Origin of the sequence: Streptococcus sp. HMSC076C08 (genome assembly GCF_001810825.1) — a bacterium.
Taxonomy (GTDB): Bacteria; Bacillota; Bacilli; order Lactobacillales; family Streptococcaceae; genus Streptococcus.
In genome coordinates this window covers 269,685-288,392 of record NZ_KV802721.1, presented here as the reverse complement: position 1 = coordinate 288,392, position 18,708 = coordinate 269,685, and the positions used below count along the sequence as shown (strand labels likewise).

The window sequence follows — 18,708 nt, the reverse complement described above, 5'->3', positions numbered from 1 at the left end:
CCAAATCCTCGTATAGACACCTATCTACCTCGAGAGGGGCCGGAAACTCAAGAAACTTTTTTGTCATCATGCACTGTGAGCAAGATGGTATAGCTACCTATCTACCTCGCGAGGGGCCGGAAACTCAATCTCTTCATAATCGGGAAGAATATTTGTAAAGATAAAGTATAGCTCCCTATCTACCTCGAGAGGGGCCGGAAACTATTCGCCAATTTGATTTTCTTGTCCGTCACGCACGTATAGCTCCCTATCAACCTCGAGAGGGGCCGGAAACCCAGAAATACCCTTGAATGGATAATCATCATCTAAGCGGGTTATAGCTCCCTATCTACCTCGCGAGGGGCCGTAAACAAGTAGTCACGAATAATAAAGTCCAAAGTCCTTACGGTATAACAGTGTATAGACACCTATCTACCTCGGGAGGGGCCGGAATTGGGACAAGGTACACGGCTTTAGTTGCTTTCTTTTGCTTGTATAGATACCTATCTACCTCGCGAGGGGCCGGAAACGGTAGCAAGATAGGTACGATAGCACCGTCTGAATTGAGTATAGATACCTATCTACCTCGGGAGGGGCCGGAAACTGAATAAAGTTCATGATCGTACGTTGATCATCTTGTGTATAAGAACCTATCTACCTCGTAAGGGGCCGGAAACTAGAAAATGTATTTTCCAACATTAGCGAAGTTACCTTGAAGATAAACACCTATCTACCTCGAGAGGGGACGGAAACCGGATAAATCCAGATTCAGCAGAAGGTGTCACGTTACGTATAGCTACCTATCTACCTCGCGAGAGGCCGGAAACACAGGGTCTGTTTTTACAGGTTTCACAGTTGTTTTTAGTATAGATACCTATCAACCTCGAGAGGGGCCGGAAACTTTCTGTAACCATCTCTTTCAAACGAATCCCATCTATCTTTGGGTATAGCTACCTATCTACCTCGGGAGGGACCGGAAACCCAATATTGTTTGAAAAGTTTCATTAAATTACCTTCTTGTGTATAGCTACCTATTTACCTCGAGAGGGGCCGGAAACATTCCTAGAAATTCGCAGGTAGTGCTCACATCCATCGTATAGCTACCTATCTACCTCGGGAGGGGTCGGAAACGCATTTACTGCGTTCTTAGCCAAAATTTCTACGATCGTAGTGAAACCTATTTACCTCGAAAGGGGCCGGAAACAATTTTTTCTTATAAAAGTAGCCCACTGCTGTCAACAACGTGTATAGACACCTATCTACCTCGGGAGAGGCCGGAAACACATACCTGATGACATTCATATCAGGATTGATGTGTATAGATCCCTATCTACCTCGAGAGGGGCCGGAAACCCTCTTTTTATAACCCTTCCTAACTGAACTTCTTTCGTATAAGAACCTATCCACCTCGAGAGGGGACGGAGACCACGCTCTAAATTTTGGAATCATCCCAAATCCTCGTATAGACACCTATCTACCTTTAGAGGGGCCGGAAACTGGATAGTTTTAGAGAAAATCCTGTTCTCAATGTGGGATTTTATAGATATCTATCTACCTCGTGAGGGGACGGAAACAAGGCATAAGCTGGTGTAATATCCGCCGCATTATGAGTATAGATACCTATCTACCTCGCGAGGGGCCGGAAACTTTGACTGCCCCTGATTCTTTACACTAGGCGGTGTTCTATAGGTATAGATACCTATCTACCTATCTACCTCGAGAGGGGGCGGAAACCAGTGGGATAGTTTGTAAAAGTCTGTGCTAAGGTAGGTATATCTCCCTATCTACCCCGCTAGGGGCCGGAAACCCAAACAACCCACCTACGATTGAATATGAAGTATCAGAGTATAGATACCTATCAACCTCGAAAGGGGCCGGAAACAATTATTTTTCTAGTAATTCGTCGAGCGTGATCGCACGTATATCTCCCTATCTACCTCGAGAGGGGCCGGAAACTTCCATCTCCTTAATCAACCAGTCAAGGTTCTTGCAAGGTATAGCTACCTATCAACCTCGGGAGGGGCCGGAAACATAACTTGCTTATCTTTTCCTTGTAAAGTAATTTTTGTATATCTCCCAATCTACCTCTCAAGTGGCCGGAAACTTTGGTGGTTCAGGAGTATGAGTTGTTACCTTCGCTACAAGTATATCCACCTATCTACCTCGCGAGGGGCCGGAAACCGTGTAATTCTTTCTGAAGTTGTTTGATTTTTTTGATTGGTATAGATACCTACCTACCTCGCGAGGGGCCGGAAACATTTTACTCAGAAGCTCTTTGATTTTCTTGTTAGTGTGTATAGATACCTATCTACCTCGAGAGGGGACATTTTCATAAGGGTAAAGGATTCCAAAAGTAAAAGAAAAAAGCGCTCATGAGAAAGCAAAAGCGCTGTTGTATCAATAAAGGAGGCATATGAAACGCATCGAACTATCATTTAAGCGGATTGAGCAATCACCGAGCGACCTATCGACAAAATTCCAAGGTTTTCTTATGGAAAAGCTAGAACCAGACTATGTGACTTGGCTACATGAGCAGGAAACCAACCCCTACTCACTAAAAATCATTCATCAAAAGGACAAGACCCTATGGTCCCTTCATCTCCTGACGGATGAGGCTGTCAAGCAGATCCTGCCTGTTCTATTGGAGCTAAAGAGAGTAGAGCTTCATGATTTACCGACTCTCATGGTAGAGTCTTTATCCATGCAAGATCTCAGTTCGGAGCAACTCTTTGAGTTCTTTAATGAAAACCAAGATCGGTCACTCTACACCATTTGTTTTCAAACTCCAACAGGATTTCGGTCCCAGGGAGAGTACGTGCTCTTTCCGACCATGCGTCTCATCTTTCAGAGTTTGATGATGAAGTATGCACGTTTGGTCGAGAATCGTCAGGACATCGAAGAGGAAACTCTGGACTACTTGGTCAAGCACAGTAGAATTACCAGCTATCGATTGGAGTCCAGCTATTTTAAAGTCCATGGCAAAAAAATCCCTGGTTTCAGGGGGAGATTGACCTTTAAGATTACAGGTCCAAATACCTTGAAAGCATACGCCAATATGCTTCTGAAATTTGGGGAGTACTCAGGTATCGGCATGAAAACTAGTTTAGGGATGGGAGGTTTAGAACTTGAAGAAAGAAAAGATTGATTTAGTTTATGGATCACTTTTGCACGCTATCGGCAAGGTGATTCAAGGTTCCAGGTATGATGAGAAAGACCTAGGTACCATTGGGTCCGAATGGTTTAGACGCTTTTCGGATAATGAAAAGATAGCTCAGCAGATAGCCAAGGCGACTTCTAGTGATTTGCCGACGGACTTAGCTCCTGATAGTTTGGTCTATATCACGTCAGCTGCCGCAAAGATTGCTTCAGGCCTAAAAGGAGCAGCAGATACTCATGGAGGTAAAGAAGATTTCCTAAGCAAACAATCGGATATCTTCAATGTATTTTCAGATAGCCCTAGTCAGCGTTATCTTGATGCGCGTCCATTAGAGCTTGACGGGGAACCAAACTATGCTAAGGGATCGAGTGAGCCGTCTGACAAGTCAGACTATGACTTGATAGTAGCGACCTTAGAAAAAGAGTTTGAGAGATTTGACTTTAGCCAATCTGAGATAGATGCCCTTTTGAATCTCCTTGAGTCTACTCTTTCCTATGTACCTGTTTCGACAAGAACCAAGGGATTATCAGATATTTCTCTAGCAACCTACAGTCGTCTGACAGCTGGCTTTGCCCTAGCTATAGAGGACTATTTAGCAGACAAGAATTGCCGTGATTATGACAAGGTACTGGGACAGGATTTAGAAGCTTTTTATAGCGAAAAAGCCTTTTTATTAGCAAGTTTTGACCTGTCAGGGATTCAGGATTTTATCTACAATATCGCAACAGCTGGTGCAGCTAAGCAACTAAAAGCACGTTCCTTGTATCTAGATTTTATGGGGGAACATATCGCTGACAGCTTACTGGAGAAGTTAGAGCTTACGAGGGCTAATCTTCTCTACGTCGGTGGAGGGCACGCCTACTTTATCCTTCCAAACACCGAAAAAACTAGAGAAACCTTGGCTAGCTTTGAAGCAGAATTCAATCAGTTTTTGGTCAAGCATTTCCAGACAGGTTTGTTCGTAGCATTTGGTTGGAGTCCGTTTTCTGCCAATGATATGACAACGACACTGGCCGACTATCGAAAAGTCTATCAAACAACCAGTCGGATGATTTCCCAAAAGAAAATTTCTCGTTACGATGCCAAAACTCTACTTGAACTCAACCAAGGAGGAAAAAGCTCCCAGAAAGAATGTGCAATTTGTCACTCAGTCGAAAAGCTTACCAAGTATAAAGATCAAGAGGTCTGCCATATCTGTGCAGGGATGTATCGCTTTGCCAAGGAAATACAAGAAAACTACTATATTGTGACAAAAGAAAAAGGACTGCCGATAGGTCCGGGAGCCTATATTAGTGGTATTTCAAAATCCAACCTTGCCAATGAAGAGTGGGACCGTGTTTATGTAAAGAATAGCTATAGTACAGATATCCTAAAAGCAACCCATGTCTTTGTCGGAGATTACAAATATGCTGAGATTGACCAGTATGCCCAACTATCTCAGGATAGTGAAACTGGACAAGGGATCAAGCGATTAGCAGTTGTTCGACTAGATGTGGATGATCTAGGAGCAGCCTTTATGGCTGGGTTCTCTTATCAAGATAGTGGCAAGTATAATACTCTGGCACGGTCAGCGACCTTCTCTAGAAGTATGAGTCTCTTCTTTAAGGTCTATATCAACCAGTTTGCAAGAGAGAAAAAACTATCGATCATTTATGCCGGTGGAGATGATGTATTTGCTATCGGTTCTTGGCAGGATATTATTGAGTTTCCTATTTGTCTCCGACAAAACTTTATCAAGTGGACAAATGGTAAATTAACCCTATCAGCAGGGATCGGTCTCTTTCCAGATAAAACTCCAGTTAGCCTGATGGCTGAAGAAACTGGTAAGCTAGAAGGAGCAGCAAAGGATAACGACAAGGATAGTATTTCCCTTTTTAAAGCAGGTAATACCTTGAAGTTGGACCAATCTTTTGGCAATGTTGATTCTGAAAGAAATTATACCTTGAAGTTCGACCAATTTATTGACAATGTCTATAATGGGAAACTGAAGAGCATTCGTTACTACTTTAATATTCAAGATGAGCGCGGAAAGAGTTTTGTATACAGACTGATTGAGCTCCTTCGTAACTACGATCGTATGAATATTGCTCGATTAGCCTATTATTTGACGCGCTTAGAGGATCAAACTTCTAAGGATAAAAAAGAAGAGTTTAAAGAGTTTAAGGATTTATTCTTTTCTTGGTATACAGGTAGCGATAATGAACGTAAGGAAGCAGAGATAGCTTTACTTCTATATATTTATGAGATTAGAAAGGATTCATAGATGGCAATTTTAACAGATGATAATTACGTAGATAAGGCAGAAAAGGTTATTAAATCTTTAAATCATACTAAAGATCATAGAAATAATAAAATTAAATTTTTTTTAACAACTACAAAAATTCGAAATCTACTAAATTTAACTAGTAATCTTTTTGATGAAAGTAAGGTCAGATCGTATAAGGAATTGGCTGATAAAATTGCTTATTTAAGAGTGCAGTTTGTTTATCAATCGGGCCGAGAAACTGCGGTTAAAGACTTGGTGAAAAAGGCTGAGATTCTAGACATTCTAAAAGAAATAAACAATAAGGAAAGTCTCCAACGTTTTTGCCGCTATATGGAAGCACTAGTAGCTTATTTCAGATTTTATGGAGGAAAAGATTAATGGCATTTGCAAAAATTCAAGTAACAGGACAAATTCGTCTAGAGACAGGACTTCATATTGGGACAAGCAATGCTTTTGCGGCGATTGGTGCTACGGACTCACCTGTGATTAAAGATCCAATTACAAACTTACCCATTATTCCAGGATCTAGTATCAAAGGGAAAATGCGTACCCTTTTGGCAAGAGTATATAATACTAAATTAGCAGAAAAACCAGGAGAAGATGGGGAAATTATTAGTCGTCTCTTTGGGAATAGTTCAGACAAAAACTATAAAGTAGGAAGACTCATCTTTAGAGATGCCTTTCTAACTAACAAAAAAGATTTAGATTCACGAGCTGTCAAAGGTTATACTGAAGTTAAGTTTGAAAATACTATTGACCGTATCACTGCTGAAGCAAATCCAAGACAGATTGAACGTGCTATCCGAGACAGTATCTTTGGATTTGAGTTGATCTATGAGGTGACAGACAAGAGTCAAGCTCAAGTAGAAGAAGACTTCAAAGTAATTCTTGATGGATTAAAGCTGTTGGAACTTGATTATTTAGGGGGTTCAGGTTCTCGTGGTTATGGTAAAGTTGTCTTTGAGAATCTTAAAGCAAATACAGTTTTCGGAAACTATGATGTTAGTAGATTGAATGAACTTTTAACTACGGAGGTCTAGTATGACCTACAAGATGTATATTATGAACTTCCATACTGCTCACTTTGGAGCAGGTACTCTGGATAGTTCTAAAATGACTTTTGCAGCTGACCGATTGTTTTCAGCCTTAGCTATAGAAGCAAAAAAAATGGGCAAAATGGAGGAATTTGTATCATTAGCAGGTCTAGATGGATTCGTTTTGTCAGATGCATTTCCTTATCAGTCAGGCCCATTTTTACCTAAGCCGATAGGATTTCCAACGTTTGACCAGCCAGACTTAACAACGGATGTTAAAGAAGTAAGACGTCAAGCGAAAATGGCGAAGAAACTTCAATTTATCCCTTTAGATAAATTTGATTCTTATGTAAATGGAACGCTTTTTAAAGACGCAGAACATGCAGTAACAAACATCGTCACTAAAAACCAACCTCATTTAGATGGGGCTCTTTATCAAGTTTCTACAGTTAGATATAGAGATGACTCTTCTCTTTACGTGATTGCTAACGAGTCTGAGCTCTTGAATGAACTCATGGCAAGCTTGCAGTATACAGGAATTGGTGGGAAACGCTCCAGTGGTTATGGACAATTTGATTTGACTATTTTAGATTTACCAGATAGCTTCAAAAATCGTCTCACCAAGGTCCATCAAGGACCTGTCATGACCTTGACGACTTCTCTACCAGTCGAAAAGGAACTTGAATATGCTATGGAAACTGGTTCCTATTTACTAAGTAAATCAAGTGGTTTTGCTTTTAGTACAGAAACTAATGAAAATTACCGTAAGCAGGATTTATATAAGTTTGCTTCTGGATCTACTTTCTCTGAAACCTTTACAGGACAGATTGTAGATGTAAGACCTCTTGATTTCCCACATGAAGTATTAAGCTATGCTAAACCATTATTTTTCAAGATGGAGGGAGAAAGATGAAAACAGAGTATAGAACCTTTCAATTTACCCTCCTAGCCATGGCTCCTATCCATACTGGCAGTGGTGATAAGTACACATCTCGTGAATTTATCTATGAAGATGGGTACTTTTATTTCCCTGATATGGGTAAGTTTTATAATCGAATGGTGGAGAAAGGTTATGATCAGAAGTTTGAGCGCTTTTTACAAGAGAGAAAGGCAAGTGCCAGTAATAATCGTTTGATTTCCTTTTTAGAGGATAACCGTATTTCTGACCGTGATTTTGGTGGTTATAGGATTAAAGAGACTGGTTTTGAAACCGAAAAGAACAACATTGATTCCAAGTTAGGTACTATTAATGAAGTATCAAAGTTTATGCGAGACTCTTATGGTAATCCTTATATACCTGGTAGTTCGTTAAAGGGAGCCATTCGAACTATTTTGATGAATACCAATCCTGACTGGAATAATGAAAATGTTGTGAAAGATAAAAAGGAAAACAAATCTTTGATTCCTTGGGGAGCAAAAAAGGGTCAGAATTATGATGACTTGTTTAATACTATTCGTGTTAGTGATAGCAAACCATTTAGAAATGACAGTCTTATTTTAGTTCAAAAATGGGATCATAAAGCCACCACCCCTCTTGTCAAGCCTCTTCCTTTATATAGGGAAGCTTTAACTCCTGGCAAAATAATTAATTTTAAAATTACCACAACTACAAAGGAGGCGGGGGAATTAATTGAGAAACTTGGTGAGAAAGCATTTGAATTTTATAATGACTATAAGATTTTTTTCCTCAAAGATTTTCCTGAAAATAAAATTCAGCCAAATATTCAATATCCTATATACTTGGGTGCTGGTAGTGGAGCTTGGACAAAAACAATTTTTAAACAAGCAAAAGATATTTTACAAGAACGTTATGAGAATAGCAGAACCACTAGGATGGTTGAAAAGGGAGTCTTGAAATTAACAAAAGCGCCAATGAAAAGTGTTAAAACAACACAAGCAACTCGTAAACTGATAATGAATAATGAATCCTTCTATGAAATGGGCAAGGCGAACTTTATGATTAAGGAGATTACAAATGACAATTTTAATTTCAGCAGTAGGTAATACGGATCCTATCAGTAAGAACAGAGACTCAGCCTTAATGCACATAGCTCGAAAATATAAACCAGAAAGAATCGTCTTACTCTACAGTGAGGAAATGTTAGTTAAAAAAACTCTTATTGAGAGAGCCCTTCTTTCATTTAAAGACTACAAACCTGATGTGAAAATTCATGAGCAAATATTAAGGAATGATGAGGTTTATTTGTATGATAAAATGTATGAGATCATAGGAAAAATTATAAAAGAGTATTCTAAATTAGGGGAGGAATTAATTCTAAATCTATCTTCTGGTACTCCTCAGATAAAATCAGCTCTATTCGCTATAAACCGAATTGATGACTATAATACGCAGGCAATTCAAGTTACCACTCCTAGTAATTCATCTAACAATCCCCAAAAAATACTCTCCAAGGAAGAGGAAGATAATCTGTTTAAAAATAATGAAGATAATCAGGATAATTATGAAAACAGATGTATCATGGATATAGCGGAGAAGTTCAATCATTCTTTAGTTAAACGTCATTTAAGAAGTTTGATAGAGTCATATGATTATTTAGCTGTTGAAAAGATTGTTATCCGGAGAGATTCGAAGGGGCTGCTTTCAAATAAGCAGTTAGCTCGTTTAAGAATCATTCTAACCGACTTAGTAAATGTTTTTAAAAAACAAGAAGTTCTTTCAGAAATTCAGAAATATCCACTTTCAGAGGTTGAGAAAAAAGCCCTTAATTATTTTTTGATGATTGAGATTTTAAACAAACGAGGTCAAGTAGCAGATGTTTTGATTAAGTCAAAATCATTAGTCGAATTTATATTAGAAGATAGAATAAAAAGGAATCATCCGAATCTAATAATATATAAAAATAAGTTACCTAAGCTAAACAAAGAACATCAAGATTTTGAAAAAGTTATCGGTTATTTAGATAGTGATTATAAAAAATCACAGAACGAAAATGAGGGCAAAAAAGAAGACTTTTCTCCTACAACAACTCTAAATCTAATTATATACACTAAAATTTTAGAGTATTACAAATATAGTCCTGAATTAATTAAGTCACTTAGAGTTATCATTTCTTTAAACAATGAGAGAAATAAGGTGGCACATGGCTTGTCAGAGATTGATAGTAAACTAGTCAATTCAAAGAAATTGCAACAGACTATAGATACTTTGCGCTTTATTTTACAAGATACATTTGAGATTGATGATAACTATTTCTCTTGTTACCAAACACTCAATAATGAAATGCTTGACTTACTTCGTCAATAATATACTTTATCAATAAATCTTTTTTTGCTGATGATACATATAATGAGATTGCATGTGCCTGCTTTCCCAGTTGACGCAGAACCCAAAAAACGATATAATAAGAAAGTTGAGAATTGATTTTCAGTCATCTTAGTCCAGAGAAATGGCGGTGCTGCGAGCCATCTAAGTTAGAAAGTCATGCTACTCAATCAGACAATTGCATAAGAATAAGAGAATGACAAGTTCATTGAATGAAGGTGGTACCGCGGTTTTTCGCCCTTCGTGATATGAGCTTGTCTTTTGATTTTTGGAGGTGTTTATGAAGACATTTCTCGTGAAACAAAAGTTTCGTCTTGGGGGCGAACGCTTCGATATCAAGGATGATAGAGGAGTAGTGAACTATCAGGTGGAGGGCTCTTTCTTCCAAATTCCTAAGACCTTTACCATCTATGACGCCTATGGTGAGCAGGTCAGTGAAATCAGTAAAGAATTTTTCACCTTGCTTCCTCGCTTTACTATTCAGCTACGAAACGGTTCCAATTTCGTTATTCGTAAGAAGTTGACCTTCTTTCGAGATAAGTATGAGTTTGATGATCTAGGACTTCGTATCGAGGGCAATATCTGGGATTTGAATTTCAAATTGTTGGATGACCGCGACCAAGTGATTGCCGAGATTCGGAAAGAGATTTTCCATTTGACCTCAACTTACACCGTAACCGTCTATGAAGACTCTTATGCAGACCTGGTCATTTCCCTCTGTGTCGCGATTGACTATGTGGAGATGCTAGAAAGCCAATCAAATTAAACAAGTAAATAAGGAGATATTATGAAACAACTATCTAGTGCTCAAGTTCGCCAAATGTGGCTTGATTTCTGGGCAAGCAAAGGTCACTCTGTAGAACCATCAGTCAGCTTGGTTCCAGTAAACGACCCAACTCTTTTGTGGATCAACTCTGGGGTAGCAACCCTTAAGAAATACTTTGACGGAACCATTATCCCTGAAAACCCACGTATTACCAATGCGCAAAAAGCCATCCGTACTAACGACATCGAAAACGTAGGGAAGACTGCGCGTCACCATACCATGTTTGAAATGTTGGGGAACTTCTCTATCGGGGATTACTTCCGTGACGAAGCTATCACTTGGGCTTATGAGCTTTTGACAAGCCCAGAATGGTTTGATTTTCCAGCTGATAAACTCTACATGACCTACTATCCAGACGATAAAGATTCTTACAACCGCTGGATTGAAGTAGGAGTGGATCCAAGCCACTTGATCCCAATCGAAGACAACTTCTGGGAAATCGGTGCGGGGCCTTCTGGACCTGATACAGAAATCTTCTTTGACCGTGGAGAAGCATTTGACCCAGAAAATATCGGTCTTCGCCTGCTTGCAGAGGATATCGAAAACGACCGTTACATCGAAATCTGGAACATCGTTTTGTCACAATTTAACGCTGATCCAGCTGTTCCTCGTAGCGACTACAAGGAATTGCCGCACAAGAACATTGATACGGGCGCTGGTTTGGAGCGTTTGGTGGCCGTTATCCAAGGAGCTAAGACGAACTTTGAAACAGACCTCTTCATGCCAATCATTCGTGAAGTTGAGAAATTGTCTGGTAAGGTCTACGACCAAGATGGCGACAACATGAGCTTCAAGGTCATTGCTGACCATATCCGTTCTCTTTCATTTGCCATCGGTGATGGTGCCCTTCCTGGAAATGAAGGTCGTGGTTATGTTCTTCGTCGTTTGCTTCGTCGTGCTTCTATGCACGGTCAAAAATTGGGTATCAACGAGCCTTTCCTTTACAAACTCGTTCCAACTGTTGGAAAAATCATGGAAAGCTACTACCCAGAAGTGCTTGAAAAACGTGACTTTATCGAAAAAATCGTTAAGAGCGAAGAAGAGTCATTTGCCCGTACCCTTCATTCAGGTCAACACTTTGCCCAAGGCATCGTAGCTGACTTGAAAGAAAAAGGTCAATCTGTTATCGCTGGGCAAGATGTCTTCAAACTCTACGATACATACGGATTCCCAGTTGAATTGACAGAAGAAATCGCTGAAGAAGCTGGGATGACTGTAGACCGTGAAGGTTTTGAAGCAGCCATGAAAGAGCAGCAAGAACGTGCGCGTGCGTCAGCTGTCAAAGGTGGCTCAATGGGAATGCAAAATGAAACCCTTCAAAACATTACAGTGGAAAGTGTCTTCAACTACAATGCCAGCCAATTGCCTTCTAAGTTGGTGGCTATCGTAGCGGACAATGCTGAAGTAGAAGCTGTATCTGAAGGAACTGCCTCTCTTATCTTTGCAGAGACTCCATTCTACGCTGAAATGGGTGGACAAGTAGCTGACCACGGTCAAATCTTGGATGCTAAAGGAAATGTCGTAGCGACTGTAACGGACGTGCAAAAAGCACCAAACGGACAAGCTCTTCATACTGTCGAAGTTCTTGCACCACTTGCTTTGAATCAAGAATATACCTTGGCAATCGATACTAATCGCCGTCACCGTGTCATGAAAAACCACACAGCGACTCACTTGCTCCATGCGGCTCTTCACAATATCCTTGGCCACCATGCGACACAAGCAGGATCTCTGAACGAAGTAGAATTTCTTCGCTTTGACTTTACTCACTTCCAAGCTGTGACTCCTGAAGAGTTGCGCGCCATTGAACAGCAAGTTAATGAGAAAATTTGGGAAGCAATTGCTGTAGAAACTGTTGAGACAGATATTGACACGGCTAAAGAAATGGGAGCTATGGCCCTCTTTGGTGAGAAATACGGTAAGGAAGTTCGTGTTGTGACCATCGGTGACTACTCAGTGGAACTCTGTGGTGGTACCCACGTTGGCAATACTTCTGAAATCGGTCTCTTCAAGATTGTCAAAGAAGAAGGGATTGGTTCAGGAACTCGTCGTATCTTGGCAGTGACTGGTAAAGAAGCCTTTGAAGCCTACCGTGAACAAGAAGACGCTCTGAAAGCTGTTGCATCAACTCTTAAAGCACCTCAACTCAAGGAAGTACCTCACAAGGTTGAAGGCCTTCAAGAGCAACTCCGTCAATTGCAAAAAGAAAATGCAGAATTGAAGGAAAAAGCAGCAGCTGCAGCGGCAGGTGATGTCTTTAAGGATGTGAAGGAAGTCAACGGACACCGTTACATTGCAAGCCAAGTTTCTGTATCAGATGCAAGTGCCCTTCGTACCTTTGCGGATAACTGGAAACAAAAAGACTACTCTGATGTGCTTGTCCTAGTTGCCGCTATTGGTTACAAGGTCAATGTCCTCGTAGCAAGCAAGACTAAAGATGTACACGCAGGAAACTTGGTTAAAGAATTGGCTCCAATCGTCGATGGACGTGGTGGTGGTAAACCAGACATGGCTATGGCAGGAGGAAGCAACCAAGCGAAAATTCAAGAACTCTTGGATGCAGTAGCAGGTAAATTGTAAGACAATAAAGATCTATCCATTTGGGTAGGTCTTTTTGCCTACTTAAAAAGCCAAATCCGGTTGGATCTGGCTTGTAACTGATAGGTTTATTTTGTTGCCCAAACACTGACTGAACCCGCTGCTACTGGAAATTCTCCATAACCTTCAGCGTTGATTGTAACTTGTGCTGGATGATTTTCAAGGAGGTCAACAAAGGTTTGGTCAGCCCATTCTTGCCCGACAAACATAGATTTGCTGTTTTCTTGGTCATTTGAGATGAGGACAGCGATTGGAGATTGATGTTCAGCACCTGAACGAACCCAACCGATACAGTTGGCATCGTCAAAGTAGTCTGTTTGCTCCCCATATGCCCTGTCTTTTCGGATGGCTAGGAGACGGTCAAGAACTTCTCTGAAATCTTGTTGAGCAAATTGCCCTGAAATGCCGTAATAGTCTCCGTAAAAGACACATGGAAGACCATCTTGGCGTAATAGAATGAGGGCATAGGCTGCTGGCTTGAACCATTCTTCAACAGTAGACTCAAGGGCTTGTCCTCGTTGGGTATCATGGTTGTCAACGAAAGTGACTGCTTTGTCAGGCTTGAGTTCAACCAAGCTATCTGTGAAAATGTTACGAAGGTCGTAACTTGCTCCAGCTTGACTGGCTTCAAAGAGGTTCTGGTGGAGACGAACATCGACAAGATCAAAGCGTTCTTCTGTTTTCTCGAGATAGTCTAGATTGGCTTCCTTGTCTGGATTCCAAAATTCACCAAAAACATAGAAATCTTGACCGTATTTTTCCTTCATATCACGGATGAAATTGCCCATAAAGAAGGAGTCGATGTGCTTAACGGCATCCAAGCGGAAACCAGCTACACCAGTCGTTTCCATGAACCAGTCAGCCCAGTCATAGATGTTTTGGATGACTTCAGGATGCTTAAAGTCTAGGTCGGCATACATGAGGTAGTCGTAGTTACCGTTTTCGTTATCGACCAATTCCTCATTTGCCCAACCTTTATTGTCTCCTTGGATCAGGTAAATACCAGACTTACGGCGTTTGGCATCGTAGTCTGTACCTGTGAAGTGGTACCAGTGCCAGTGGAAGTCATTGTAGGTATCTTGGCGACCATCGAAAGTAAAGTGAGTCCAGCCATTGATAGTAAAGGGCTCGCTTAGTTGAACGGTACGATCCTCAGGGTCCACTTCAATAACCTGAAAGGCTTCCATATGATCGGCAGCAGCCTTGTGATTGAGCACCACATCGGCCATAGGTTGAATTCCCTGTGCTTTTAGGGCTTGAATGGCTTGAAGATAGTCTTCTTTAAACCCATACTTGGTACGGACAGTTCCTTTTTGGTGAAATTCGCCTAGGTCAAAAAGATCGTAAACACCATAGCCGACATCTTTTTCGTTGGTTGCCTTGAAGGCAGGTGGCATCCAGACATGGCTGATACCAAGGTTTGCTAGGTGCTCTGCGTCATTTGTCAGTCGAGCCCAGTGTTGGCCGTCGTGAGGCAGATACCATTCAAAGTATTGCATGAGTGTTTGATTTTGCATGATGTTTCCTCTTACTTGTCAATGTTGAGTTTTATTCTACCATAAAGTTTAGAACTAGGCAAACGTTTGCGCAAGATTCTATACTCATTTCTGAAATTGTCTATTTTTATCGATTAAAATCTCTCTTTCCATTATAAGGGAAAGGATGTTTTGGTGAAAAAGTAAATGGCATAAACTTATTTGAACAAAAATGACACTCAGTAAACTAAAGTACAACTGGTTAAACGGTTTCTTTTTTGAGAATTGTCACAAAATTTGTTATAATAGTAGCTATGAATAGAATCAGGGTCAGCAGACGTGTTGAAAAAAAGCTAGCTAAGGGTCTAGTTCTTTTGGAAGCAAGTGATTTAACAGATATTGAACTGACGGATCAGGCAGTAGAAGTTCTTAGTCAAGACGGAAGGTTTTTAGGGAGTGCCTATCTTTCTCAGCAGAACAAGGGAATCGGTTGGTTCATCAGCAAGGAAAAGGTTCGTTTCAATCAAGCCTTTTTTGAAATTCTGTTTCGTAAGGCCAAGGAAGCTAGAAAGCCTTATCATCAGGATGACTTGACCACTGCTTTTCGCCTTTTTAACCAAGAGGGGGATGGTTTTGGTGGTCTGACTGTTGATCTCTATGGAGATTATGCTGTTTTTTCTTGGTACAACTCCTTTGTTTACCAGATTCGTGAGCTGATCGTAAAGGCTTTTAAGGAAGTTTTTCCTGAGGTCTTGGGAGCTTATGAAAAGATTCGTTTTAAAGGTCTAGACTACGAGTCTGCCTCTGTTTATGGTGAGGAAGCGCCAGACTATTTTACTGTTCTTGAGAATGGCGTGCTCTATCAAGTCTTTATGAATGATGGTTTGATGACAGGGATTTTCCTGGACCAGCATGAGGTTCGTGGGAGTCTGGTTGACGGTCTAGCCATGGGCAAATCCTTGCTCAATATGTTTTCCTATACGGCTGCCTTTTCTGTTGCTGCAGCTATGGGAGGCGCTAGTGAGACGACTTCTGTCGACTTGGCCAAAAGGTCTAGAGAGCTGTCAGAAGCTCATTTTCAGGCAAATGGGCTCAGCACGGATAATCATCGTTTTATCGTCATGGATGTCTTTGAGTACTTCAAGTATGCCAAGCGAAAAGGCTTGACCTATGATGTGATTGTGCTTGATCCGCCGAGCTTTGCCCGCAATAAAAAACAAACATTCTCTGTAGCTAAGAACTATCACAAGTTGATTTCCCAAAGTCTAGAGATTTTAAATCCGGGAGGGATTATCATTGCCAGTACCAATGCTGCCAATGTTTCCCGCCAGAAATTTACAGAACAAATTGATAAAGGTTTTGCAGGAAGAAGGTATCAGATCTTGAACCAATATGGTCTTCCAGCAGACTTTGCCTATAATAAAAAAGATGAAAGCAGTAATTACCTCAAGGTGATTAGTATGAAGGTTAGTAGATGAAATTAATCGTTTCAGTAATGCCAAGAAGTTTAGAAGAAGCGCAAGAACTGGATGCTACTAGGTATGAAGATGCCGATATCATTGAGTGGCGTGCGGACTTTCTTACAAAGGACGCTATTTTACAGGTAGCACCCGCTATCTTTGAGAAATTTGCAGGACGCGAACTTGTCTTTACCCTTCGGACTCGCTCTGAGGGAGGAGAAATCGAACTGTCTTCTGAGGAGTATGTTCAAATCATCAAGGAGGTTACTCAGCTCTATCAGCCGGATTATGTAGATTTCGAGTATTTCAGCTACAAGGATGTATTTGAGGAAATGTTGGATTTTCCAAATCTTGTTTTGAGTTATCATAATTTCCTTGAGACACCTGAAAACATGATGGAGATTTTGTCTGAGTTGACCAGTCTTTCTCCAAAAGTGGTCAAGGTATCTGTCATGGCCCATACGGAGCAGGATGTTTTAGACTTGATGAACTACACACGAGGATTTAAAACACTCAATCCTGAGCAAGAGTACGTGACCATTTCCATGGGGAAAATGGGCAAGGTATCTCGTATCACTTCAGATGTGACGGGTTCAAGTTGGTCATTTACTAGTCTGGATGAAGCGAGTGCCCCAGGTCAGATTTCTCTACCAAACATGAAGAAAATCAGGGAGATTTTGGATGAAGCTTGATGGCTACACACGTATGGCGGCTGTCGTTGCAAATCCCATCAAACACTCTATTTCACCCTTCATCCATAATAGGGCCTTTGAGGCGACAGCTACCAATGGTGTCTATGTGGCTTGGGAGATTGAAGCGGGTGACTTGGCAGAAACAGTCGCCAATATTCGCCGTTACCAGATGTTTGGGATTAATCTCTCCATGCCTTACAAGGAGCAAGTGATTCCTTATCTGGATGAGTTGAGTGATGAAGCTTGTTTGATTGGGGCAGTCAACACAGTTGTTAATCAAGACGGAACGTTAATTGGATATAATACAGATGGCAAGGGATTCTTTAAGAGCTTGCCTTCTTTTACAATCTCGGATAAGAAAATGACCATTCTGGGAGCAGGGGGCGCGGCCAAATCAATCTTGGCGCAAGCTATTTTGGATGGCGTCAGTCAAATTTCAGTCTTTGTTCGTTCAGTTTCCATGGAAAAAACAAGACCTTACCTAGACAAGTTGCAGGAGCAAACCGGCTTTAAAGTGGACTTGTATGCTTTAGAAGATCTTTCTGACCTGCAAGAAAAGATTGCTGATTCGCACTTACTAGTCAATGCCACCAGTGTGGGCATGGATGGCCAGTCGTCCCCAGTTCCGACAAGTATAGTCTTACCTGAAGATATCTTGGTCGCAGATATCATTTACCAACCCTTTGAAACGCCCTTTTTGAAATGGGCTAGAAGTCAGGGCAATCCAGCCGTCAATGGTCTGGGAATGTTGCTCTATCAAGCTGCTGAAGCTTTTCAACTGTGGACAGGTAAAGAAATGCCGACAGAAGAAATTTGGCAGTCCTTAACAGAAAAATATAAATAGTGAAAAGGAGACCCTCCTATGAAAATCAGAATCGATATTCCGCATCATCCTTATGATATTCAGATTGAAAAAGGTTGTCTGGCTCAGGCTGGTCAATGGTTGCGAGAACTCTGGCAACCTCAAAAAGTGGTCATTGTAACCGATAACCATGTAGCTTCTCTCTATGCAGAGAAGATTAAACTCAGCCTAGAAGATGCTGGTTTTCAGGTAGCTGTTTTTGACTTTTTAGAAGGCGAAGAACGAAAAAATTTAACAACTGTTCAGAAAGTCTATGAATTTCTAGTCAAGCAGGGGTTGACTCGTAGCGATGGGATCGTGGCTCTTGGTGGTGGTGTCGTTGGGGACCTAGCTGGTTTTGTAGCCTCTACCTATATGCGGGGCATTCACTTTGTTCAGATTCCGACTAGTTTGACAGCCCAGGTTGATTCGTCTATTGGTGGAAAGACGGGTGTCAATACTCCTTTTGCTAAAAATATGGTGGGAACTTTTGCCCAACCAGATGGGGTTCTGATTGACCCGCTTGTCCTAGAAACGCTTGGAAAAAGAGAGCTGATTGAGGGGATGGGCGAGGTTATCAAGTACGGCTTGATTGAGGATCCAGAACTGTGGGCTCTCTTGATGGAGCTAGATGGTTCTGTAGAGAGCATTTTGGAACATGCAGAGACTTTGATTGAACATTCTTGTCAGGTTAAGCGCAAGATGGTGGTCGAAGATGAGTTGGATAACGGTGTTCGTCTTTACCTCAATTTTGGGCACACTATTGGTCATGCTATTGAAGCAACTGCCGGTTATGGCAAGGTCATGCATGGAGAAGCTGTGGCTATGGGCATGGTTCAGATTTCCAAGGTTGCTGAGGGAAAAGGCCTCATGCCAGAAGGAATAACCCAGTCCATTACAGAGATGTGCCAGAAATTTGGCTTGCCTGTTGATTATGAAAACTGGGATGTTGACAAACTTTATCAAGCTTTGACTCATGATAAAAAAGCGCGTGGAAACACCTTGAAATTGGTCTTAGTTCCAGAGCTTGGTTCAGCGACCATTCACCCAGTTTCTCTGGAAGAGATGAAAGACTACTTGGTAAAATAAGGAGAACG

At 41.1% G+C, this 18,708-nt stretch carries 14 protein-coding genes; 13 read left to right on the top strand and 1 reads right to left on the bottom strand.

The genetic code is table 11. The features are described from left to right. The first annotated feature begins 2,392 nt into the window (after window positions 1-2,392). The 9 genes from cas6 to alaS all read left to right on the top strand — a co-directional run bounded on the left by cas6 (window position 2,393) and on the right by alaS (window position 13,125). Entirely contained in the window at window positions 2,393-3,124 is a 732-nt protein-coding gene (gene cas6 / locus HMPREF2766_RS02970; protein ID WP_000821019.1) for a CRISPR-associated endoribonuclease Cas6, read from the top strand. Then, on the top strand, window positions 3,105-5,399 hold the full coding sequence (gene cas10 / locus HMPREF2766_RS02965; protein WP_070567654.1) for a type III-A CRISPR-associated protein Cas10/Csm1: 2,295 nt from the start codon (window positions 3,105-3,107) through the stop codon (window positions 5,397-5,399). Before cas6 ends, cas10 begins: the two co-directional genes overlap by 20 nt. Further along, window positions 5,400-5,780, top strand: coding sequence for a type III-A CRISPR-associated protein Csm2 (csm2, locus tag HMPREF2766_RS02960; RefSeq protein WP_000996503.1), 381 nt, complete (start codon window positions 5,400-5,402; stop codon window positions 5,778-5,780). Then, entirely contained in the window at window positions 5,780-6,442 is a 663-nt protein-coding gene (gene csm3 / locus HMPREF2766_RS02955; protein ID WP_000852937.1) for a type III-A CRISPR-associated RAMP protein Csm3, read from the top strand. Before csm2 ends, csm3 begins: the two co-directional genes overlap by 1 nt. A gap of 1 nt (window position 6,443) precedes the next feature. Then, window positions 6,444-7,349 (top strand): type III-A CRISPR-associated RAMP protein Csm4, encoded by a 906-nt coding sequence (gene csm4, locus HMPREF2766_RS02950; RefSeq protein WP_000221421.1) that lies wholly within the window; start codon window positions 6,444-6,446, stop codon window positions 7,347-7,349. Next, window positions 7,346-8,440 (top strand): type III-A CRISPR-associated RAMP protein Csm5, encoded by a 1,095-nt coding sequence (csm5, locus tag HMPREF2766_RS02945; protein ID WP_000846388.1) that lies wholly within the window; start codon window positions 7,346-7,348, stop codon window positions 8,438-8,440. Before csm4 ends, csm5 begins: the two co-directional genes overlap by 4 nt. Further along, window positions 8,412-9,701 (top strand): type III-A CRISPR-associated CARF protein Csm6, encoded by a 1,290-nt coding sequence (csm6, locus tag HMPREF2766_RS02940; RefSeq protein WP_000153850.1) that lies wholly within the window; start codon window positions 8,412-8,414, stop codon window positions 9,699-9,701. The genes csm5 and csm6 overlap by 29 nt, the downstream gene beginning before the upstream one ends. Before the next feature lie 298 nt (window positions 9,702-9,999). Beyond that, on the top strand, window positions 10,000-10,485 hold the full coding sequence (locus HMPREF2766_RS02935; protein ID WP_000847083.1) for an LURP-one-related/scramblase family protein: 486 nt from the start codon (window positions 10,000-10,002) through the stop codon (window positions 10,483-10,485). 21 nt (window positions 10,486-10,506) lie between these two features. Next, entirely contained in the window at window positions 10,507-13,125 is a 2,619-nt protein-coding gene (alaS, locus tag HMPREF2766_RS02930) for an alanine--tRNA ligase (protein WP_070567652.1), read from the top strand. Window positions 13,126-13,211: 86 nt separating this feature from the next. On the opposite strand, the gene HMPREF2766_RS02925 is transcribed toward alaS, so the two are convergent. Beyond that, on the bottom strand, window positions 13,212-14,660 hold the full coding sequence (locus tag HMPREF2766_RS02925) for an alpha-amylase (RefSeq protein WP_070567650.1): 1,449 nt from the start codon (window positions 14,658-14,660) through the stop codon (window positions 13,212-13,214). Window positions 14,661-14,932: 272 nt separating this feature from the next. On the opposite strand from HMPREF2766_RS02925, the gene HMPREF2766_RS02920 reads away from it, so the two are divergent. Genes HMPREF2766_RS02920 through aroB form a run of 4 tightly spaced genes read left to right on the top strand, consistent with a single transcriptional unit; the run spans window position 14,933 to window position 18,700 of the window. Next, window positions 14,933-16,096 (top strand): class I SAM-dependent rRNA methyltransferase, encoded by a 1,164-nt coding sequence (locus HMPREF2766_RS02920; protein ID WP_070567648.1) that lies wholly within the window; start codon window positions 14,933-14,935, stop codon window positions 16,094-16,096. After that, window positions 16,093-16,770, top strand: coding sequence for a type I 3-dehydroquinate dehydratase (gene aroD, locus HMPREF2766_RS02915; protein ID WP_070567646.1), 678 nt, complete (start codon window positions 16,093-16,095; stop codon window positions 16,768-16,770). The genes HMPREF2766_RS02920 and aroD overlap by 4 nt, the downstream gene beginning before the upstream one ends. Further along, the gene (locus HMPREF2766_RS02910; RefSeq protein WP_049490174.1) at window positions 16,760-17,614 is read left to right on the top strand and encodes a shikimate dehydrogenase; all 855 of its coding nucleotides are present in this window, start codon (window positions 16,760-16,762) and stop codon (window positions 17,612-17,614) included. The genes aroD and HMPREF2766_RS02910 overlap by 11 nt, the downstream gene beginning before the upstream one ends. An 18-nt stretch (window positions 17,615-17,632) precedes the next feature. Further along, a complete protein-coding gene (aroB, locus tag HMPREF2766_RS02905) occupies window positions 17,633-18,700 on the top strand; it encodes a 3-dehydroquinate synthase (protein WP_049478777.1) in 1,068 nt (355 codons plus the stop codon). Window positions 18,701-18,708: the final 8 nt, after the last annotated feature.